Source organism: Streptomyces sp. NPDC001617, from assembly GCF_053596855.1.
In genome coordinates this window covers 1-16,673 of the sequence record NZ_JBSFHA010000056.1, presented here as the reverse complement: position 1 = coordinate 16,673, position 16,673 = coordinate 1, and the positions used below count along the sequence as shown (strand labels likewise).

17 protein-coding genes are annotated in these 16,673 nt (G+C 69.1%); 14 read left to right on the top strand and 3 right to left on the bottom strand.

Annotation, left to right across the window (positions count from 1 at the left end; all coding sequences use genetic code 11):
- From ACWC09_RS33920 to ACWC09_RS33885, 8 genes are all read left to right on the top strand, one after another.
- Entirely contained in the window at positions 1–795 is a 795-nt protein-coding gene (locus ACWC09_RS33920; protein WP_450854764.1) for an enhanced serine sensitivity protein SseB C-terminal domain-containing protein, read from the top strand.
- Positions 796–1,180: 385 nt separating this feature from the next.
- On the top strand, positions 1,181–2,179 hold the full coding sequence (locus tag ACWC09_RS33915; protein WP_450854763.1) for an ABC transporter permease: 999 nt from the start codon (positions 1,181–1,183) through the stop codon (positions 2,177–2,179).
- Positions 2,180–2,206: 27 nt separating this feature from the next.
- Positions 2,207–3,958 carry an ABC transporter substrate-binding protein gene (locus ACWC09_RS33910; RefSeq protein WP_450854762.1) on the top strand — a complete coding sequence of 584 codons (1,752 nt, stop codon included), beginning with the start codon at positions 2,207–2,209 and terminating at the stop codon, positions 3,956–3,958.
- Between the two features lie 89 nt (positions 3,959–4,047).
- Complete coding sequence (locus ACWC09_RS33905) at positions 4,048–5,058, top strand: ABC transporter permease (RefSeq protein ID WP_450854761.1); 1,011 nt, start codon at positions 4,048–4,050, stop codon at positions 5,056–5,058.
- Positions 5,055–6,140: an ABC transporter ATP-binding protein gene (locus ACWC09_RS33900; RefSeq protein WP_450854760.1), complete on the top strand. Its 1,086-nt coding sequence runs from the start codon at positions 5,055–5,057 to the stop codon at positions 6,138–6,140. The genes ACWC09_RS33905 and ACWC09_RS33900 overlap by 4 nt, the downstream gene beginning before the upstream one ends.
- A gap of 20 nt (positions 6,141–6,160) precedes the next feature.
- Complete coding sequence (locus ACWC09_RS33895; protein WP_450854759.1) at positions 6,161–7,381, top strand: ABC transporter ATP-binding protein; 1,221 nt, start codon at positions 6,161–6,163, stop codon at positions 7,379–7,381.
- A gap of 97 nt (positions 7,382–7,478) precedes the next feature.
- Entirely contained in the window at positions 7,479–8,870 is a 1,392-nt protein-coding gene (locus tag ACWC09_RS33890) for a M1 family metallopeptidase (RefSeq protein ID WP_450854758.1), read from the top strand.
- A gap of 22 nt (positions 8,871–8,892) precedes the next feature.
- Positions 8,893–9,549 carry a trimeric intracellular cation channel family protein gene (locus ACWC09_RS33885; RefSeq protein WP_450854757.1) on the top strand — a complete coding sequence of 219 codons (657 nt, stop codon included), beginning with the start codon at positions 8,893–8,895 and terminating at the stop codon, positions 9,547–9,549.
- On the opposite strand, the gene ACWC09_RS33880 is transcribed toward ACWC09_RS33885, so the two are convergent.
- Positions 9,458–10,681 carry an alpha/beta hydrolase gene (locus ACWC09_RS33880; RefSeq protein ID WP_450854756.1) on the bottom strand — a complete coding sequence of 408 codons (1,224 nt, stop codon included), beginning with the start codon at positions 10,679–10,681 and terminating at the stop codon, positions 9,458–9,460. The genes ACWC09_RS33885 and ACWC09_RS33880 overlap by 92 nt on opposite strands.
- A 163-nt stretch (positions 10,682–10,844) precedes the next feature.
- On the opposite strand from ACWC09_RS33880, the gene ACWC09_RS33875 reads away from it, so the two are divergent.
- On the top strand, positions 10,845–11,708 hold the full coding sequence (locus ACWC09_RS33875) for a thioesterase family protein (protein ID WP_450854755.1): 864 nt from the start codon (positions 10,845–10,847) through the stop codon (positions 11,706–11,708).
- Here the strand turns inward: ACWC09_RS33875 and ACWC09_RS33870 are convergent.
- The gene (locus tag ACWC09_RS33870; protein WP_450854754.1) at positions 11,695–12,282 is read right to left on the bottom strand and encodes a TIGR03086 family metal-binding protein; all 588 of its coding nucleotides are present in this window, start codon (positions 12,280–12,282) and stop codon (positions 11,695–11,697) included. The genes ACWC09_RS33875 and ACWC09_RS33870 overlap by 14 nt on opposite strands.
- A 99-nt stretch (positions 12,283–12,381) precedes the next feature.
- On the opposite strand from ACWC09_RS33870, the gene ACWC09_RS33865 reads away from it, so the two are divergent.
- Positions 12,382–13,359 carry a helix-turn-helix transcriptional regulator gene (locus ACWC09_RS33865; RefSeq protein ID WP_450854753.1) on the top strand — a complete coding sequence of 326 codons (978 nt, stop codon included), beginning with the start codon at positions 12,382–12,384 and terminating at the stop codon, positions 13,357–13,359.
- A gap of 139 nt (positions 13,360–13,498) precedes the next feature.
- Complete coding sequence (locus tag ACWC09_RS33860; RefSeq protein WP_450854752.1) at positions 13,499–13,885, top strand: hypothetical protein; 387 nt, start codon at positions 13,499–13,501, stop codon at positions 13,883–13,885.
- A 69-nt stretch (positions 13,886–13,954) separates the two neighbouring features.
- Here ACWC09_RS33860 and ACWC09_RS33855 read toward each other — a convergent pair whose 3' ends face one another.
- Positions 13,955–14,581: a TetR family transcriptional regulator gene (locus ACWC09_RS33855; RefSeq protein WP_450854751.1), complete on the bottom strand. Its 627-nt coding sequence runs from the start codon at positions 14,579–14,581 to the stop codon at positions 13,955–13,957.
- A gap of 145 nt (positions 14,582–14,726) precedes the next feature.
- Here ACWC09_RS33855 and ACWC09_RS33850 point away from each other — a divergent pair, with 145 nt between their 5' ends.
- The 3 genes from ACWC09_RS33850 (at position 14,727) to ACWC09_RS33840 (ending at position 16,556) form a co-directional block, all read left to right on the top strand.
- Entirely contained in the window at positions 14,727–14,882 is a 156-nt protein-coding gene (locus tag ACWC09_RS33850; RefSeq protein ID WP_450854750.1) for a hypothetical protein, read from the top strand.
- A 44-nt stretch (positions 14,883–14,926) separates the two neighbouring features.
- Complete coding sequence (locus ACWC09_RS33845; protein ID WP_450854749.1) at positions 14,927–15,208, top strand: DUF4190 domain-containing protein; 282 nt, start codon at positions 14,927–14,929, stop codon at positions 15,206–15,208.
- Between the two features lie 178 nt (positions 15,209–15,386).
- Positions 15,387–16,556, top strand: a complete 1,170-nt coding sequence (locus ACWC09_RS33840) for a cysteine desulfurase family protein (protein ID WP_450854748.1) — start codon at positions 15,387–15,389, stop codon at positions 16,554–16,556.
- The last annotated feature ends 117 nt before the right edge of the window (positions 16,557–16,673 follow it).

The following is a 16,673-nucleotide window of genomic DNA, read 5'->3' as shown; positions in this document are numbered from 1 at the left end:
GTGAGCGCCAGCGGCACCACGACCGGCACGGTCGAGCACATGCTGCGCCAGGTGACCCCCGGGCGCTACGACGCTTACGAGGCACTCCTCCGCGCCCTCGCGACCCCCGGTTCCGGCCAGATCTGGATGCTCCTGTGGCACGGCCAGTCCGGCTCCCCGGACGCCCAGTACGGAAACATGGACGTCGAGGGCTACGGCTACGCCCCCTGTGTCACCTCCGCCCAGGAACTGAGCGCCAGCGGCTGGAACCGCTCGTACGAAGTGGTCGAGGGCATCGACGTGGCCCGCACTCTCTACCCCGACCACTACGGCCTCTGGCTCAACCCGCACGCCCCCGGCGGCGGCGTCGGCGTCCCCTGGCTCGACCTCCGCCGCATCGCCACCGGCCTGGACCGCCAGCCCGCCGGCCCCCTCCGCCTCACCGAACCGGCCATCGAGATCCCGCAGTTCTACGCCCTGCTCGCGCACAACGCCCACCGCACCCCGGCCGTCCGCTCACTGCGCCGCGCCTGGGTGCAGCCGGCGCTCGGCGCGCCGTATCTCGCCGTCGGCCTCGACGTGTACGACACCAGCCCCACCGCCGTCGACTCGGTGCGCGCGATGATGCAGCAGTCCATCGGCGCGGTCCCCGACGGCCTCCCGGTCTCGACCGTCGCGATGTCCGACGAGTACGACCCGGTCGCCCTGTGGATGCGGGCGAGCGCCCGCCCCTTCTACGACCGCGAGGCCCACGCCCCCGCACCGGCCCAGGCGCCGGCGGGCGGGTACGGCTATCCCGGTCCCGGGACCTACTGAGAAACGGCCCGGCGGCGTCAGCGCCCCGCGTGGATCTTCGCGCGTAGATGAAGCCGGATAGGGTGATATTCACCCTCTTCGTACCCCATTGCTCGTGTCCGGCCGCCGCGACCGGCCGTCCGGATAACGGAACCCCTCAATCGTCATCACGGTTGCGCATACTTTCTCCATCAGACCTGGCGCGTGATCGCTAGGGCATTGAAGACTCCCCTGAAGGCGCGAGGCCGCCAGTCCTGCATGCAGGTACCGATCGGTACCAATCGGAGGATCGCCTCACACATCCGGCCGCACTCAACCGCGGCCACCGCGCAGCAGGCAAGCGAACCAAGCCGCCCACAGCGGCGGACAAAGGCCGGTTACCACCGGCGGGAGGGGTCAGGTCATTGTGACCGCACCGATCGAGACCACGGGGGCGGAAGCCGGAGCGCGGCCCGAGGCCGTGCTCGCCGGGGCCAAGAAGAGCCAGATCGAAGGTCGTTCGCTCACCCAGATCGCCTGGACACGGTTCAAGCGCGACAAGGTGGCCGTGGCGGGCGGCATCGTCGTCATCTGCCTCACGCTGATGGCCATCCTGGCCAAGCCGATCGAGTGGGTCTTCGGGCTCGACCCCGACAAGTTCCACCAGAACCTCATCGACCCGGCGCTCCTCGCGCCCAAGGGTGGCTGGGGCGGCATGAGTTGGTCGCACCCGCTCGGTGTCGAGCCGCAGTACGGCCGCGACATGCTCGCCCGGATCATCGACGGTTCCTGGGTCTCGCTCCTCGTCGCCGGTGGCGCCACTGTGGTGTCGGTGGTCATCGGCACCGTGCTGGGTGTCGTCGCGGGGTACTACGGCGGCTGGGTGGACAGCTTCATCAGCAAGCTGATGGACACCTTCCTCGCCTTCCCGCTGCTCCTGTTCGCCATCGCCATCTCCGCCTCCGTGCAGGACGGCTTCTTCGGGCTCAACGGTCTGTCGCTGCGCATCTGCGTGCTGATCTTCGTGATCGGCTTCTTCAGCTGGCCGTACATCGGCCGTATCGTGCGCGCCCAGACGATGAGCCTGCGGAGGCGGGAGTTCATCGAGGCGGCCCAGAGTCTCGGGGCACGTGGTCCCTACGTGCTGTTCCGGGAACTGCTCCCCAATCTCGTCGCACCGATCCTCGTCTACTCGACGCTGATCATTCCGACGAACATCCTCTTCGAGGCCGCGCTGAGCTTCCTCGGAGTCGGCATCGCTCCGCCGCAGGCCTCCTGGGGCGGGATGCTCAGCAACGCCGTGGATCTCTACACAGCGGATCCGCAGTACATGTTCGTGCCCGGACTGGCGATCTTCGTCACCGTCCTGGCCTTCAACCTGCTGGGTGACGGGCTGCGTGACGCACTCGACCCTCGCAGCAAGTGATCCATCGATAGAGGGGGCTTTCCTCACGTGAAGACGAGAAGGGTTACCGCCGCCGTGGCGTCGGTGCTGGCACTCTCGCTGGGCGCTGCCGCATGCGGCGGCGGCAGCAAGGACAGCAGCGGCGGTGGCGGCACCGGCAAGAAGGACGCGGCGCTCGACGCCATCGTCAACGTGTCGAACAAGAAGGGGGGTACGGTCACGCTGGAGGACTCCGACGTGCCGGACTCCCTGGACCCGGGCAACACGTACTACGGGTTCGTGCAGAACTTCTCGCGCCTCTACGCGCGTACGCTCGTCACGTTCAAGCCGGCGGCGGGCAAGGCCGGCCTCCAGGTCGTCCCCGACCTGGCGGAGTCCCTGGGCAAGCCCAGCGCCGACGCCAAGACGTGGACGTACACCCTGCGTTCGGGCCTGAAGTTCGACGACGGCACGCCGATCACGTCCAAGGACGTGAAGTACGCCATCGAGCGCTCCAACTTCGCGCCCGAGGCCCTGTCCAACGGCCCCACGTACTTCAAGGCCTACCTGCAGGGCGGCGACAAGTACAAGGGTCCCTACAAGGACAAGTCCGCCGACGGCCTGAAGTCGATCGAGACCCCGGACGACCGGACGATCGTCTTCAAGCTGAACCAGCCGTTCGCCGACTTCGACTACCTGGCGACCTTCTCGCAGACGGCCCCCGTGCCGGCTGCGAAGGACGACGGTGCGAAGTACGTGCAGCACATCGTGTCCTCGGGCCCCTACAAGTTCCAGTCGTACGAGGAGGGCCGCAGCGCCACCCTCGTCCGCAACACGAACTGGGACCAGAAGACCGACACCGTCCGCAAGGCGCTGCCGGACAAGATCACGGTCAAGTTCAAGGTCAACCCGGTCACCATCGACAACGACCTGCTGGCCGACAAGATCACCGGTGACATCGCGGGTACCGGCGTCCAGCCGCAGACCCAGCCGAAGGTGCTGAGCGGCAAGTACGCCAAGCAGACGGACAACTCCTACGCGGGTGCGACGTCGTACATCGCGCTGAACGTCCACGTGGCACCGTTCGACAACGTCCACTGCCGCAAGGCCGTTCAGTGGGCGGTCGACAAGCAGTCGATCCTCGACGCCATCGGCGGTTCGCCGAAGGGCGACGTGGCCACCACGCTGCTGCCGCCGTCGGTCAACGGCTACACCAAGTTCGACACCTACCCGTCCGCCGGGCACAAGGGTGACGCGGCCAAGGCCAAGGCGGAGCTCAAGCTCTGCGGCAAGCCGAACGGCTTCTCCACCACGCTGACCGCCCGCTCCGACCGTCCTGCCGAGATCGCGCAGGCCACGGCCATCCAGAACTCGCTCAAGAGCGTCGGCATCAACGTCGACATCAAGCAGTTCCCCTCCGGCAAGTACTTCGCCAACTTCGCCGGTGTCCCGAGCTACGTCCACCAGCACAAGCTGGGCATGCTCTCCATGGCGTGGGGTGCCGACTGGCCGACCGGCTACGGCTTCCTGGACCAGATCGTCGACGGTGCGGCCATCAAGCCGTCGGGTGGCAACAACCTGATGGAGCTGAACGACCCGAAGATCAACGCCGCTCTGAAGGCCGCGATCGCCAACACCGACTCGGCGGCCCGCACCAAGGCGTGGGGCGACATCGACAAGATGGTGCTCGACAACGCCTCGGTCGTCCCGCTGGTCTACCGCAAGAACCTCTTGCTCCGGCCGACGTCCGCGACCAACGTCACGGTCACGCAGGCGTACCTCGGTATGTACGACTACCTGCTGCTGAGTTCGTCGAAGTAAGCACAGGCCGGATCCCCCTGAAAGGCAGGTGAAGGCACCGGGCGGCCGGGACGGAAAACCCCGTCCCGGCCGCCCGGAGCCGGACAGCTGTGGCTGCGTACATCATCCGACGCGTCTTGGGCGCATTTGTACTGCTGCTGGTGGTCAGCGCAGTCACGTTCGCCATCTTCTTCCTGGTCCCTCGTCTCGGCGGCCAGACGGCCACCCAGCTGGCCACCCAGTACGTCGGCAAGGACGCCAATCCCGAGTCCGTCGCCGCGATCAAGAAGAACCTGGGCTTCGACCAGCCCATCGTCATCCAGTACTGGGACTACATCAAGGGCCTGTTCGTGGGCGCCGACTACAAGTTCGGTCCCGATGCGTCGCATTGCAGCGCCCCCTGCTTCGGCTACTCCTTCAAGAGCCACGTCGAGGTCTGGCCCCAGCTCACCCAGCGCATCCCGGTCTCCTTCTCGCTGGCCGTCGGTGCGGCGGTGATCTGGGTGATCTTCGGTGTGACGACCGGTGTCATCTCGGCGCTGCGCAAGGGCAAGCCGGTGGACCGCATCTCGATGTTCATCGCGCTCGCCGGCGTCTCGCTCCCGATCTTCTTCACCGGCCAGGTGATCAACGCGCTCTTCGTCTACCAGTGGCCCATCTGGGACAGCACGGACTATGTGCCGTTCACCCAGAACCCGGCCGACTGGGCCTGGCATCTGCTGCTGCCGTGGATCAGCCTCGCGTTCCTCTTCTCCGCCCTCTACGCCCGGCTCACCCGGGCGGGCATGCTGGAGACCATGGGAGAGGACTACATCCGCACGGCGCGGGCCAAGGGCCTCAAGGAGCGCACGGTGGTCACCAAGCACGGCCTGCGGGCCGCGCTGACGCCCATCGTCACCATCTTCGGCATGGACTTCGGCACTCTGATCGGCACGGCGGTGCTGACGGAGACGGTGTTCTCCCTGCAGGGCATCGGTGCCTACTCGATCCAGGCGATCAAGGACAACGATCTGCCCATCGTGATGGGCGTGACCCTGGTCGCCGCGTTCTTCATCGTCTTCTGCAATCTCATCGTCGACCTGGTCTACGCAGCCATCGACCCCCGCGTGAGGTACTCGTGAGCAAGCTCGAAAAGGCGGCGCTGGGCGAACCGGCCCCCGTCGCCCCGTCCGACGCCGACGACGCGTTCCTCTCCGTCCGCGATCTGCGTATCCACTTCGACACCTTCGACGGTCTCGTCAAGTCGGTCGACGGCGTCAGTTTCGACCTGCGCCGCGGCCAGACCCTGGGCATAGTCGGTGAGTCGGGCTCCGGCAAGTCGGTGACCTCGCTGGGCATCATGGGGCTGCACCGCTCGTCCACCAACGCCAAGGTCTCCGGCGAGGTCTGGCTGGACGGCGAGGAGCTGATCGGGGCCGACCCCGACGACGTGCGCCGGCTGCGCGGACGCAAGATGGCGATGATCTTCCAGGACCCGCTGTCGGCGATGCACCCGTTCTACAGCGTCGGCCAGCAGATCATCGAGGCCTACCGGGTCCACCACAACGTGAACAAGAAGGTGGCCAAGCAGCGGGCCATCGAGATGCTGGACCGCGTGGGCATCCCGGAGCCGGACAAGCGCGTGGACGGCTACCCGCACGAGTTCTCCGGCGGTATGCGTCAGCGCGCGATGATCGCGATGTCGCTGGTCAACAACCCCGAGCTGCTGATCGCGGACGAGCCGACGACCGCCCTGGACGTGACCGTCCAGGCGCAGATCCTCGACCTGATCCGGGATCTGCAGAAGGAGTTCGGCTCCGCAGTCATCATGATCACGCACGACCTCGGTGTCGTCGCCGAGATGGCCGACGAGCTGCTGGTCATGTACGCGGGCCGGCCCGTGGAGCGCGGTCCGGCCGAGTCGGTGTTCTCCGAGCCCCGCCACCCCTACACCTGGGGTCTGCTCGGCTCGATGCCGCGTCTCGACCGCGAGGACACGGAGCGGCTCGTCCCGATCGACGGCTCCCCGCCGTCCCTGATCAACGTCCCGTCCGGCTGCCCGTTCAACCCGCGCTGCCCGTACGCCGACATCCCCAAGGACAACGTCACCCGCACGGTCCGCCCCGAGCTGACCGAGGTCGGCAGCCAGCACTGGGCCGCCTGCCACATGACGCAGGAGCAGCGGGAGCGTATCTGGACCGAAGAGATTGCGCCGAAGCTGTGAGCGACGAAAAAGAAGCGACCATGCCCGCGCAGGGCGACGGTGCCACCCTCGCCCAGGACGCCGCCGAGCACGAGGTCCTGCTGAAGGTGTCGGGACTCCAGAAGCACTTCCCGATCCGCAAGGGTCTGCTCCAGCGGCAGACCGGTGCGGTGCGCGCCGTCGACGGAATCGACTTCGAGGTCCGCAAGGGCGAGACGCTCGGCGTCGTGGGCGAGTCGGGCTGCGGCAAGTCGACCATGGGCCGGCTGATCACCCGGCTGCTCGAACCGACGGGCGGCACGGTCGAGTTCGAGGGCAAGGACATCACGCACCTCGGCGTCGGCGGCATGCGTCCGCTGCGCCGCGATGTGCAGATGATCTTCCAGGACCCGTACTCCTCGCTGAACCCGCGCCACACGATCGGCACGATCGTCGGCGCCCCCTTCCGGCTGCAGGGTGTCGAGCCCGAGGGCGGCGTCAAGAAGGAGGTCCAGCGGCTGCTGTCGGTCGTGGGCCTCAACCCCGAGCACTACAACCGCTATCCGCACGAGTTCTCCGGCGGTCAGCGCCAGCGCATCGGCATAGCCCGTGCGCTCGCCCTGAACCCGAAGCTGGTCGTGGCGGACGAGCCGGTGTCGGCCCTCGACGTGTCGATCCAGGCGCAGGTCGTCAATCTGCTGGACGACCTCCAGCAGGAGCTGGGTCTGACGTACGTGATCATCGCGCACGACCTCTCGGTGGTGCGGCACGTCTCGGACCGTATCGCGGTGATGTACCTCGGCAAGATCGTCGAACTGGCCGACCGGGACGCGCTGTACAGGGCGCCGATGCACCCGTACACCAAGGCGCTCATGTCCGCCGTGCCGATCCCGGACCCGAAGCGGAAGAACATCAAGAGCGAGCGCATCCTGCTCAAGGGCGACGTGCCCTCGCCGATCTCCCCGCCGAGCGGCTGCCGGTTCCACACCCGGTGCTGGAAGGCGACGGAGATCTGCAAAACGACCGAGCCCCCGCTCCTGGAGCTGCTTCCCGGCCAGCGGGTCGCCTGCCACCACCCGGAGAACTTCGCGGACCAGGCCCCGCAGGACACCGTCCTGCTGAGCGTGGCCAAGGAGGCGGCCGAACTGATCGCCGACGAGGTGCTCGCGGAGTCGGCGGAGAACTCGGTGGCGGTGGCGGCGGAGGTCGCCGAGAACGGCGGCTCGCGCCGGACGGCCGACGAGACCCCGGAGGCCGAGAGCCAGGAGTCAACCGACAAGTAACGCATGACAAGTTGGCAAAGTCATGCACATGACCGAACGGGAGAGTTCAGAGTCGTCCGTGTCCGACTTATCGGCACACGCTCGAAAGGGACGACTGATGAGACTCTCCCGTTCGGCACGTTTAGGGGCCCTCGCTACGGCGGCGGCCTCTTTCCTTGTCATCGCCGCCTCGCCCGCCCCCACCGCGGGCGCCCCCGGCATCGGTGACCCCTACTTCCCGAACCTCGGCAACGGCGGCTTCGACGCCCGCCACTACACCCTCGACGTGGCGTACAACCCGGACACCGACCGTCTCGACGGCCGTACGACCCTCACCGCCCGCGCCACCCAGAACCTCTCCTCCTTCGACCTCGACCTGCAGAAGCTGGAGGTCACCAGTATCGAAGTGAACGGCAGACGCGCCCAGTTCACCCGGGACGGCGACGAACTGCGCATCACCCCGCGCGACTTCCTGCGCAAGGGCCACGACTTCCAGGTCACCGTCACCTACGGCGGGGTTCCCGAACCCCTCAACGGTCCCATCGTCTTCGGCTCCGACTACGGCTGGATGAAGACCGCCGACGGCGTCTTCGTCGCCTGTGAACCCAACGCCGCCTCCACCTGGTTCCCGTCCAGCGACCACCCGGACGACAAGGCCACGTACGACATCCGCATCAAGGCCCCCAAGGGCCTGACCGGTGTCTCCAACGGCCGTCTCGTCTCGACGTACGACAAGGGCGACTCGACGTACACCCACTGGCGCGAGAGCAGGCCCATGGCGACCTACCTCGCGACCGCCACCATCGGGAAGTTCGACGTGAAGACCGGGAAGACCCCGGCCGGCATCCCGATCTACGTCGCCATCGACCCGGTGCTCGCGAACAGCAACAGCGTCGACGTGTACGCCGTCACGGCCGCCGCCACCGACTACTGGCAGCAGGTCTTCGGGCCGTACCCCTTCGAGGAGACCGGCGCGATCGTCGACGACATGCCTCAGGCCGGGTTCTCGCTGGAGGTGCAGAGCAAGCCGGCGTACTCGGCGGTGCGCAACGAGACGACGATCGTGCACGAGCTGGCCCACCAGTGGTTCGGCGACTCGGTGTCCGTGGAGCGCTGGAAGGACATCTGGCTCAACGAGGGCTTCGCCAGCTACGCCCAGTGGCTGTGGGCCGAGCACCAGGGGACGCGCAGCGCCCATGACTCGTTCCTGGCCGCCTACAACTCCCGCCCCGCCGACAACGCCTTCTGGCAGATCACCGTCGCCGACCCGCAGCGCGACACCATGTTCGCCTCCGCGGTCTACCAGCGCGGTGCGATGACCCTGCAGGCCCTGCGCGAACGCATCGGCGACACGGCGTTCTTCAAGCTGCTGCCCGCCTGGACGAAGCTCCACCGCTACGGCAACGCCGACACCGCCGACTTCATCCACCTCGCCGAGAAGGTCAGCGGCCAGAAGCTCGACGACCTCTTCCAGAAGTGGATCTACACGACGGGCAAGCCGGCCCTGTAGCGACCCCGAGTAAGAATGGGGGGTGCTTCAGCAACTGTTCAGCCCCTCCGTCCAGCACACGCTCGACCTCGTGGGCATCTTCGTGTTCGCCATCTCCGGCGCACTGCTGGCGGTCCGCAAGAACTTCGACGTCTTCGGCATCGCCGTGCTCGCCGAGGTCACCGCGCTGGGCGGAGGGCTGCTGAGGGACCTGATCATCGGCGCCGTCCCGCCCGCCGCCTTCACGGACCTGGGCTACTTCCTCACCCCGCTGCTCGCCGCGCTCATGGTGGTCTTCCTCCATCCGCACGTCGAGCGCATCCAGGTCGCCGTCAACGTGTTCGACGCGGCCGGCCTCGGTCTGTTCTGCGTCGCCGGGACGACGAAGGCGTACGAGTACGGGCTGGGCCTCACCCAGTCGGCGACCCTCGGCCTCGCGACCGCGGTCGGTGGCGGTGTGCTGCGGGACGTCCTCGCCAACGAGGTGCCCTCGCTCCTGCGTTGGGACCGCGACCTCTACGCGGTCCCCGCCATCGTCGGAGCCACCATGGTCGTCCTCTGTATACGCTACGAAGCCCTCACCCCGCTGACCAGCGGCCTCGCGGTCGTCACCGCCTTCGTCCTGCGCCTGCTCGCGATGAAGTACCACTGGCGAGCGCCGCGTGCGTGGAACCGGCGGTCGACGGTGCGAGAGGAGTAGTGTCCCTGGACCTGGCCCGGTGCTGGCCCATCTCCACCGACAGCCAGCGGAAGGACGGGACCACCTGCGGCCGCCACAGCGCCATGGTGTGACCGCCCGCGCTCTTCGGGATGAAGATCACATGCACGGTCGTCGGCGCCTTCGCGATCTGTTCGAGGGCGATACCGGCCTCGTAGCCGTCGTGCGGCTGCCCGGAGACGTACAGCGCGATCCGCGGCGGGGTGAGCGCCTTCCGCAGCAGCAGGTAGGGGTTGTTCTGGGCCCGCAGCGTCAGGTTCTGCGCGGCGAGCGAGTTCCGTTCGCCGATCGGGTCGTTGTAGCCGGACATGCTGACCGCGGCCATGTAGCGGTTCGGGTGCGCGACGGCCAGCTTGACCGCGCAGTGCGCGCCGGCCGAGTACCCGGCCACCGCCCAGCCCCGGGGCGCGGGCAGCGCGCGGAAGTTGTCCATCACCATCTTCGGTACGTCGATGCTCAGCCAGCTGTCGGCGTTGACCGTGCCCGGGATGTTGGCGCAGCCGGTGTCCACGCCGGCCAGCAGGTTGGTGCGCGGCGCGACCAGGATGAACGGGGCGACCTCGCCGTTCTTCATCAGCGGGGCCAGCTGCTGGGTCGTGTGCATCGACCCGAACCATGCCTTCGCCGAGCCCGGATAGCCGGGCAGCAGCTCCACCACCGGGAACTTGTGGTGGCGATAGGCGGGCTCGCCGTACTGCGGCGGCAGCCAGACGTAGACCTCGGCGTTCACACCGGAGACCCGGCCCTTGAGCTGTGTCTCGCGCACTCCGTGCATCCCGGGCCCACTGGCCGCGGTGAAGGCCTGCTTCACCCTGGGCAACCGCTTCAGCGCGATTCCACCGGTGCCGTCCGCACCCAGGTTGGCCGCCTGCTGGACGTGGTTGCCCGTGCCGAGGAGGTCGGCCCAGTTGTCGTAGAGGCTGTTGGCGTTGTTGACCATGACGAAGACCAGCGCGACCGCGGTCCCCTGGGCGAAGAACAGCATCAGCATCCGGGCCGCCGTGCGCAGGGCTTGTGGCCCGCGCACCCGCGACCACAGCACGAGCGGCAGTATCAGGGCGATCGCGAACAGCACGATCAGTGTGTAGAGGAACGGAGTCCCGGTGAGGCTCATGTCCCCATAGAGGGGGTGGCACGGCTTCAGGTTGAGGACGAGTGCGGACACTTACCAAGAAATTGCCGGGATCTCACCCAGGAGCGGCTTTCGGCGAACACGTGTCACACAGCCGTCATGTTCAAAGCTACCGCTTAGTAATTTCCTGTTGTACCGTTCATCCATGCCAGAAGCAGCCTCCGCGCCGGCCCCCGAGCGGGCCACGATCGGCGACAGCGAGTTCGACCGCGACACCGCGCTCACCGTGCGCGCCCCCGGCGTCTACGACATCGACCTGTCCGCCGGCTGGACCATCATCAACGCCGTCAATGGCGGCTACCTCCTGGCCGTCCTGGGCCGCGCCCTCGCGGACGCGCTGCCGCACACGGACCCCTTCACCATCTCGGCGCACTACCTGACCGCGTCCCAGCCGGGCCCGGCGGTCGTCCGCACCGACGTCGTCCGCACCGGCCGCACCCTCTCCACCGGCCAGGCCTCCCTCTTCCAGCACGACGAGCAGGGCCGCGAGGTGGAACGCATCCGCGTCCTCGCCTCCTACGGCGACCTGGACGCCCTCCCGGACGACATCCGTACGACGGCCACGCCGCCCGAGTTCCCGCCGCCGGACCACTGCTTCGGTCCACAGGACAGCCCCACGCCCATGCCCGGCAGCTCGGCCATCGCCGACCGTCTGATGATCAAACTGGACCCGGCGACCCTGGGCTGGGCGCTCGGCGCCCCCTCCGGCAAGGGCGAGATGCGGGCCTGGTTCGGTCTGGCCGACGGCCGTGACGCGGACCCGCTCTCCCTGCTCCTGGCCGTGGACGCCCTTCCGCCCACCGCCTTCGAACTCGGCCTGAAGGGCTGGGTTCCGACGGTCGAACTCACGGTCCACATCCGCTGCCGCCCGGCCCCGGGCCCGCTGCGCGTCTCCATCACCACCCGCAACCTCGCCGGCGGCTTCCTGGAGGAGGACGCCGAGGTGTGGGACAGCGAAGACCGCCTGGTCGCCCAGTCCCGCCAGCTCGCGCGGGTCAGGCTCGGCTGAGCGACTCCCGGCCCAGCCAGGCCGCCAACTGCCCGTAGCCGTCGGCTCCTTCGGGGGCCGGCAGGGCGGCGGCGAACGGGGTGTCGGCGTCCCGCTGCCGGTCGGGCAGCACGCGGCGGGCCGTGGCGAGCGCGAACTCGGCGAGTTCCGGGTCGAGGTGGACCGGGTGCCCCAGCGACTCGGACAGGTCCCAGGTGTGGGTCACCAGCTCCATCACATACCCCGACAGGGCCGCCCGCCCGGGCACCTCGCCCCACGGCACCCGCACCGGCGCCTCCATGCGCGCGTCGCTCTCCCAGGCCTTGAGGACGCGGATGCGGACCTCGTCGTAGGCCGCCGTCCACTCCTCGTCCCGCACCCCCTCGGCGAAGGGGTGTACGGCCATGCCGTCGCCGCCCTCGCCGACGACCGCGATCCGCCGGGTGCCGCCGACCATGTGACCGAGGAGCGTGCGGACGTCGAACTCGGTACAGGGCGTGGGGCCGTCGAGCTGCTCGGGCCGTACCGTCGCGATGAGTGCGGCCGCCTGCTCGGTGGCGCGGGTGTACAGGGGGCGGGGGTCGATGGCGTTCATCGTCGCTCCTTCGTGAGTCGGTACGCCGAGGATCGCCGCATAACTTGACAGTTTCCGTCAACATTTGCCGTGGGCTTCCGCAGCGGGGATTCTGGTGCCGTGAAGTCCGACCGTCTGCTCTCGATCCTGCTGCTCCTGCAGACCCGCGGGCGCGTCCCCGCGCATGAACTCGCCGAGCGGCTCGAGGTGTCGGTGCGGACCATCTACCGGGACGTCGAGGCGCTGTCGGCCTCCGGGGTCCCCGTCTACGCGGAGCGCGGGCGGCACGGCGGCATCGAGCTGCTCGCCGGGTTCCGTACGGACGTGACCGGTCTGACCGCCGACGAGTCCCGCGCGCTGTTCATCCTGGCCGCACAGGGGGCGCACGCCGCGCTCGGCCTGGACGCGGCCCTCGGCTCGGCGCTGCGCAAGGTGATGGCCGCGCTGCCGGCGCCGTACCGCCCCGCCGCCGAGGTGACCAGCCGACGCATCCTCGTCGACGCCACACGCTGGAAGGGCGGCCCGCAGAAGGCGGTCGACCTGGAGGTGCTGCAGGACGCCGTGTTCGCCGACCGGAGGCTGCGGCTGCGGTACCGGCACGGCGGGGAGCAGGAGGCGCGGACGTACACCGTGGACCCGTACGGGCTCGTCTCGAAGGCCGGTGTCTGGTATCTGGTCGCCGACCGCCGTGCGAAACCGCGGCTCTTCCGCGCCGACCGGGTGCGGTCGGCCACGGTCCTGGAGGACGCGGTGCGCCGCCGCGCCGGGGTCGAACTCGCCGACGTCTGGGAGCTGTTGCGCCGCCAGGTCGAGGAACGGCCCGGCGGGCTGGACGTGGTGGTGCGGGTCCGGCGCAGCCGCCTCGACATGTTCCTGCGCCTGAACGCCGCGTACCTCGCCGAACTCCCCGACGCCGAGGGCGAGGACGAGTGGGCGACCGCACGGCTGTCGTACACCGTCGTCCGCGAGGCCCGCCAACTCCTTCAGTTCGTCGACCACGTGGAGGTGCTCTCGCCGCCCGAAGTGCGCGCCGAGCTGGCGGCGGCGGCCGCTTCTGTCACGGACTTGTACCAGCGGGTAGGCGACGCGGAGATGTGAAGCAGCAGGTCAGATGGGTTTCTTGGGTCGCGCTTTACCTGAATCACAGGCCGGGGACAGTGGGGGCTCAAGGAAGCCCTAAGCGCCGTTGATTGAGTGCCCGCCTCAAGAACTCTCATCTTCCCTGGAGTTGTTTCTCATGAAGCGTGTGCGTCTCGTTCCCGCGGTGGCCCTGCTGGCGCTCTCGCCCCTGGTCCTGGCGGCCTGCGGTTCAAGCGGCTCGTCGTCGTCCTCGAACAGCGGCAACTCCGGCCAGCAGCAGGCCTGTTCGGCGCCCTCCGGCAACGCCTCGGGCATGCCGAGCGGTGCCCCGTCGGGAGCGCCGACCGGCAAGGCGGGCACCAAGCCGACCGGTAAGCCGTCGGGCATGCCCAGCGGTGCGCCCAGTGGTGGCCCCGGCGGCGGGCAGGGCGGCGGCCAGGGCGGTCCGGGCGGCGGCTGTGGTGGCGGTGGAGGCCAGGGCGGGGCGGCGCCCAGTGGCGCGCCCAGCGGTGCGCCGAGCCAGGCGGCCACGAAGAAGAGCTGACCTGGTACGTCGTACGAGAGGGGCGGCACTCCCGGTGGACGGGGGTGCCGCCCCTCTCGTACGTCCTGGCTAGCCCAGCCAGTGATGCCGTCCGATGCTGATCAGCCGCATCTGCCGGGTCGCGACCTGGGTGACGTGCTCCCGGTCCTCCTCGGTGCCCTCCAGGGTCTCCAGGAACAGGGAAGCGGTGATCAGCATCTGGTCGACATACAGATGGGCCAGCATCAGCAGGTCGTCCTCGCTCCAGCCGTCGGACGCGGGGTCCTTGGCGAGTTCGGCGCTCACCTCCTCGGCGAACCGGACGAGTTGGTCCCGGATGGCCTCGCGCACCGGCTGGACTCCGCCGTGTCGCTCACGGGCGATGAACCGGACATGGGCGGGGTACGCGTCCACATGGCCGGCGATCAACTGGATGGCGCGCGCTATGCGTTCGTCGCTGCTGTCCGCCGCGGTCACCGTCGTACGGATCATCGGATGCAGACTGCCCAGCGCCTCCTCGACCAGGGCCACGCCGAGATCCGCGGTGGAGCGGAAGTGCCGGTAGAAGGCGGTCGGGGCGACGCCGACGGCTCGGGTGACCTCGCGCAGGCCCAGGCTGCTCAGGCTCTGCTCCTCCAGCAGACCGAGCGCCGCGTCGAGGAGCGCCTGCCTGGTCTTCTGCTTCTGGGCCTGCCGGATGCCGAGGGTGTGACTCATGTCATCCAGTTAACAACTGTTCTCTGGATTTGGAAAGCCGGGAAGCGCGCTAGACTCTGGAGTCAGTGAACAAGTGTTACTACAACTGTTCACCGAACTGTAACGAGAGTCGTCCTACGAGGCGTCCCGGAGGGGGATCCATCCCATGCTGTTCCTTGTCGCCGCTCTTCTGCTCTTCGGCGCCGTGCTGGGCACCGTGGCCCACGCGCCGTTCGCCTTCACGCTCGTCGCGGCCGCCTTCATCGCCGCCTGGCTCGGCATCTTCGCGCTCCGCGAGCGCCACGGCCGCCGCACCAACTGACCCGCCGCCCCACCGTCCCTCCGTCAGTCTGGAGCTGACCCGCCATGCAACTCACCGCCCCTGCCGCCACCGGCACCACCGCTCCCACCCGCGCCCGCCGTGACGCCGACGGCATGGCCGTCGCGTCCTTCATCCTCGGCCTCCTTGGCCTCCTCGTCCTGAACGTCTTCCTCGGCCCGATCGCCATCGCCCTCGCCGGCGTGGCCCTGTGGCGCGGCACCAAGCGCCGCGGCCGCGCGTTCCTCGGCCTGACCCTGGGCGTGGCCGACCTCGCGGTCCTGGCGATCGTGATGCAGATGTCCAACACGGTTTCCTGGAGCCTGTGACCCTGAGGAACGCACCGTGACCGACGGCTGTGGGCCCTGAGGACGACAGGGCGCGGCCGAGACCGCCGGGCACAGCGCCACCGACGCCAACGGCAACGCGGGCAAGGCGCAACCGAGCCGCGGCTCCGGGCAACCTCACGGCGAGGCTTCTCGAGTCGGCCCGTAGAATCGTCGCACCATGGCATACCTCGACCACGCCGCGACCACCCCGATGCTCCCCGAGGCAGTCGAAGCGATGACGGCCCAGCTGAGCATCACGGGCAACGCCTCCTCCCTCCACGCATCCGGCCGCAAGGCCCGCCGTACGGTCGAGGAATCCCGCGAGACCCTCGCGGAAGCCCTCGGCGCCCGCCCCAGCGAGGTCGTCTTCACCTCCGGCGGCACCGAGGCCGACAACCTCGCGGTGAAGGGCCTGTACTGGTCCCGCCGCGACGCCGACCCCCGCCGCACCCGCGTCCTGGCCAGCCCCGTCGAGCACCACGCCGTCCTCGACGCCGTGCACTGGCTGGGCGAACACGAGGGAGCGACCGTCGAGTACCTCCCCGTCGACTCCTACGGCCGGGTCCACCCCGACGCCCTGCGCGAGGCCCTCGCCCGCGACCCCGAGGACGTCGCTCTGGCCACCGTGATGTGGGCCAACAACGAGATCGGCACCATCATGCCGGTCCGTGAACTGGCCGACGTGGCGAAGGAGTTCGGCGTCCCGCTGCATGCCGACGCGGTGCAGGCCTTCGGCCAGGTCCCCGTCGACTTCGCCGCCTCCGGCCTCGCCGCGATGACGGTCTCCGGCCACAAGGTCGGCGGTCCGTACGGCATCGGCGCCCTGCTCCTCGGCCGCGAGTACACCCCCGTACCGGTCCTGCACGGCGGCGGCCAGGAGCGCCATGTCCGCTCCGGCACCCTCGACGTCCCCGCGATCGTCTCCTTCGCCGTCGCCGGCCGGCTCGCGGCCGAACAACGCGAGTGGTTCGCGGGCGAGATCGGCACCCTGCGCGACGCCCTGGTCGAGTCGGTGCGTACGGCCGTCCCCGACGCGATCCTCGGCGGCGACCCGGCACCGGGCGGGCGTCTGCCGGCCAACGCCCACTTCACCTTCCCCGGCTGCGAGGGCGACTCCCTGCTCCTGCTTCTCGACGCCCAGGGCATCGAGTGCTCGACGGGCTCCGCCTGCACCGCGGGCGTCGCCCAGCCCAGCCATGTCCTGCTGGCGATCGGCACCGAACCGGACCTGGCCCGCGGCACCCTCCGCTTCTCCCTCGGCCACACCTCCACGGAGACCGACGTGGAGGCCGTCGCGAAGGCGATCGGCCCGGCGGTCGAGCGTGCTCGAGCCGCCGGGCTGACCTGAGAAGTGCCGGTCTGACGGGCGTTAGGGGGTGTCCGGCGGATCAGCTCGGCGTCTCGGGGGGCCTGGCACGCGCTCCCCCACTGCCTTGATGGCGTGGGGGGACCCCCAGCCGCGTTG

Coding starts and splice junctions, on each gene's coding strand:
- ACWC09_RS33890 (WP_450854758.1), top strand. CDS start 7,479: ATGAGACTCTCCCGTTCGGCACGTTTAGGGGCCCTCGCTACGGCGGCG.
- ACWC09_RS33850 (WP_450854750.1), top strand. CDS start 14,727: ATGCTGTTCCTTGTCGCCGCTCTTCTGCTCTTCGGCGCCGTGCTGGGC.
- ACWC09_RS33875 (WP_450854755.1), top strand. CDS start 10,845: ATGCCAGAAGCAGCCTCCGCGCCGGCCCCCGAGCGGGCCACGATCGGC.
- ACWC09_RS33860 (WP_450854752.1), top strand. CDS start 13,499: ATGAAGCGTGTGCGTCTCGTTCCCGCGGTGGCCCTGCTGGCGCTCTCG.
- ACWC09_RS33895 (WP_450854759.1), top strand. CDS start 6,161: ATGCCCGCGCAGGGCGACGGTGCCACCCTCGCCCAGGACGCCGCCGAG.
- ACWC09_RS33870 (WP_450854754.1), bottom strand. CDS start 12,282: ATGAACGCCATCGACCCCCGCCCCCTGTACACCCGCGCCACCGAGCAG.
- ACWC09_RS33840 (WP_450854748.1), top strand. CDS start 15,387: ATGGCATACCTCGACCACGCCGCGACCACCCCGATGCTCCCCGAGGCA.
- ACWC09_RS33880 (WP_450854756.1), bottom strand. CDS start 10,681: ATGAGCCTCACCGGGACTCCGTTCCTCTACACACTGATCGTGCTGTTC.
- ACWC09_RS33855 (WP_450854751.1), bottom strand. CDS start 14,581: ATGAGTCACACCCTCGGCATCCGGCAGGCCCAGAAGCAGAAGACCAGG.
- ACWC09_RS33845 (WP_450854749.1), top strand. CDS start 14,927: ATGCAACTCACCGCCCCTGCCGCCACCGGCACCACCGCTCCCACCCGC.